Origin of the sequence: Pseudothauera lacus (assembly GCF_003034845.1) — a bacterium.
In the GTDB taxonomy this organism is placed as follows: domain Bacteria; phylum Pseudomonadota; class Gammaproteobacteria; order Burkholderiales; family Rhodocyclaceae; genus Pseudothauera; species Pseudothauera lacus.
On the sequence record NZ_PZKC01000029.1, the window covers coordinates 1 to 2630 of the forward strand.

5 protein-coding genes are annotated in these 2630 nt (G+C 63.3%); all 5 read left to right on the forward strand.

Translation table 11 applies throughout. The features are described 5' to 3' along the window. Positions 1 to 401, forward strand: a 401-nt coding sequence (locus C8261_RS17000) for a hypothetical protein (RefSeq protein WP_219905237.1), incomplete at its 5' end; no start/stop codon positions are given. After that, on the forward strand, positions 398 to 844 hold the full coding sequence (locus tag C8261_RS17005) for a hypothetical protein (protein WP_107494915.1): 447 nt from the start codon (positions 398 to 400) through the stop codon (positions 842 to 844). The genes C8261_RS17000 and C8261_RS17005, both read left to right, overlap by 4 nt. Further along, positions 841 to 1581, forward strand: coding sequence for a DUF3304 domain-containing protein (locus tag C8261_RS17010; protein ID WP_107494916.1), 741 nt, complete (start codon positions 841 to 843; stop codon positions 1579 to 1581). Before C8261_RS17005 ends, C8261_RS17010 begins: the two co-directional genes overlap by 4 nt. Beyond that, positions 1578 to 2024, forward strand: a complete 447-nt coding sequence (locus C8261_RS17015; protein WP_107494917.1) for a hypothetical protein — start codon at positions 1578 to 1580, stop codon at positions 2022 to 2024. Before C8261_RS17010 ends, C8261_RS17015 begins: the two co-directional genes overlap by 4 nt. Next, positions 2021 to 2630, forward strand: a 610-nt coding sequence (locus C8261_RS17020; RefSeq protein WP_107494918.1) for a DUF3304 domain-containing protein, incomplete at its 3' end; no start/stop codon positions are given. The genes C8261_RS17015 and C8261_RS17020, both read left to right, overlap by 4 nt.

Genomic DNA, 2630 nt, shown 5'->3' on the forward strand with positions numbered 1-2630 from the left:
TGCCGCGCTACGAGGGCGAGCCGACAATGCTGTGGGCACTGTTCTACCCCGACGGCGAGGTCGAGGTGCTCGCCAGCGCCGTCGATCCCGGCCACCCCCAGTGGGCCGGCCGCGAACGCGGCTGGCCAGTGCCCAGCCAGGCATACAGACTGAAGATGTGGGAGCGGGACATGGAGGAGTTGCGCGCCGAGATAGAGATTTTTGAGAACGCGGCACTTCATAGAACGCCAGAACAACTGGTTAGCGAATGGGAGGGGGACAGCTCCCGACGCCCTCAGGAGATCAAGGACTTTACGGGCCCGGATGACCCTCGTTACCTCGAATACCGCAAGCAACGCTACAGAACCGCTGCGCAGAACGTGCGGGATCGAGCAGCAACTCTGGAGAGGAACAAACCATGACGACAAAGTTTGCCGAGCCCATTGACAGCGAAACTTGGCAAGATCCCTCGCTCAGGCACAGGTTCTTCTCCGAAAGAGATCTGGATGACCTCAATAATTACGACTACCGCGAACACCCCCCCATCGCCGACCCCCACCACGGTTGCGACACCAACCTGTTCCTTGGCTTCTTCATGGACGGCACGCGCAACAACTACGGCGTCAGCGAAGAGGCCGGCGATCACAGCCATTCCAACGTCGCCCGCCTCTTCGATGCCTACCAGGGCCAGGCCATCGCCCCGCTGGCGGTGATGCCCCATCTCAAGGACCAGTGGCCCGGCGTCGAGGACAAGTACCCGCACTTCTTCCGCATCCATTCCCCCGGCGTCGGCAGCCCCTTTGCCGAGCTCGGTGACAACGGCACGGGCATGCGCAGCAGCCACGACGAAGGACGACATTCATGAGCACATGCACCTTCACCCACCACCTGCGCACCGCCGCCTGCATGCTGCTGGCCGCACTGTGGCTGGCCGGCTGCGAGGCCACCGGGGGCCGCCAGGTGGCCGTAGCGGTATCGGCGATCAACTACACCGAGGAAGAGCTCAACGGCTTCCTGTTCATAAACCCGGAGACCAACGCCCCGGCCGGCGGCCCTGGCCTGCATCCATACGAAGGTGGCGGCACGATGTGCTGCTACGAGCTGCCGCAGCGCTGGCGCCCGGGCATACGGGTGAAGCTGCGCTACGACTGGTGGAACGGTTCTTTGGATGCACGTGACTACCAGTTCCTCGAAGTGGAGCTGCCGCGCTACGAGGGCGAGCCGACAATGCTGTGGGCGCTGTTCTACCCCGACGGCGAGGTCGAGGTGCTCGCCAGCGCCGTCGATTCCGGCCACCCCCAGTGGGCCGGCCGCGAACGCGGCTGGCCAGTGCCCAGCCAGGCATACAGGCTGAAGATGTGGGAGCGGGACATGGAGGAGTTGAGGGATGGCGAGGAGACATTTCGCCGCGCAGCAGAACACCGCACGGAGGAGCAACTTAGAGAAGCCTGGGCACTTGACGAGAGGTTTAATCGAGAGATTCTGTCCGGTTTTAGTGGCCCTCTTGATCCCGCATATGCAGAACACGAGAAGACTCAATTTATCGAAGCAGCCGAACGCATGCGTGAACGCAGGCGCCAACTGGAGACCAGAAGGCCATGACAACGACTTTCGCAGAAGAGCTTGATCCTTCCGTCAACGTGGCCCCAGCGAACTTCAATACTTTTTTTGGCGAAAGAGAACGACGGATAATCGAAGCTCACGACTACCGCGAACACCCCCCCATCGCCGACCCCCACCACGGTTGCGACACCAATCTGTTCCTCGGCTTCTTCATGGACGGCACGCGCAACAACTACGGCGTCAGCGAAGAGGCCGGCGATCACAGCCATTCCAACGTCGCCCGCCTCTTCGATGCCTACCAGGGCCAGGCCATCGCCCCGCTGGCGGTGATGCCCCATCTCAAGGACCAGTGGCCCGGCGTCGAGGACAAGTACCCGCACTTCTTCCGCATCCATTCCCCCGGCGTCGGCAGCCCCTTTGCCGAGCTCGGTGACAACGGCACGGGCATGCGCAGCAGCCACGACGAAGGACGACATTCATGAGCACATGCACATTCACCCGCCACCTGCGCACCGCCGCCTGCATGCTGCTGGCCGCACTGTGGCTGGCCGGCTGCGAGGCCACCGGGGGCCGCCAGGTGGCCGTAGCGGTATCGGCGATCAACTACACCGAGGAGGACCTCAACGGCTTCCTGTTCATCAACCCGGAGACCAACGCCCCGGCCGGCGGCCCTGGCCTGCATCCATACGAAGCCGGCGGCACGATGTGCTGCTACGAGCTGCCGCAGCGCTGGCGCCCGGGCATACGGGTGAAGCTGCGCTACGACTGGTGGAACGGCTCCTCATTGAAGCGCGACTACCAGTTCCTCGAAGTGGAGCTGCCGCGCTACGAGGGCGAGCCGACAATGCTGTGGGCGCTGTTCTACCCCGACGGCGAGGTCGAGGTGCTCGCCAGCGCCGTCGATCCCGGCCACCCCCAGTGGGCCGGCCGCGAACGCGGCTGGCCCGTGCCCAGCCAGGCGTACAGGCTGAAGATGTGGGAGCGGGACATGGAGGAGTTGCGCATAGGTGAGCAAGGACTGATAAGGCAACTTGGTCCAAGAACCGATAAAGACTACGAGGAAAGTTGGGCAATCGACATAAGGTACG

Excerpts from the sequence above, each read along its gene's own strand:
- C8261_RS17005 (WP_107494915.1), top strand. The coding sequence starts at position 398 with ATGACGACAAAGTTTGCCGAGCCCATTGACAGCGAAACTTGGCAAGAT.
- C8261_RS17010 (WP_107494916.1), top strand. The coding sequence starts at position 841 with ATGAGCACATGCACCTTCACCCACCACCTGCGCACCGCCGCCTGCATG.
- C8261_RS17015 (WP_107494917.1), top strand. The coding sequence starts at position 1,578 with ATGACAACGACTTTCGCAGAAGAGCTTGATCCTTCCGTCAACGTGGCC.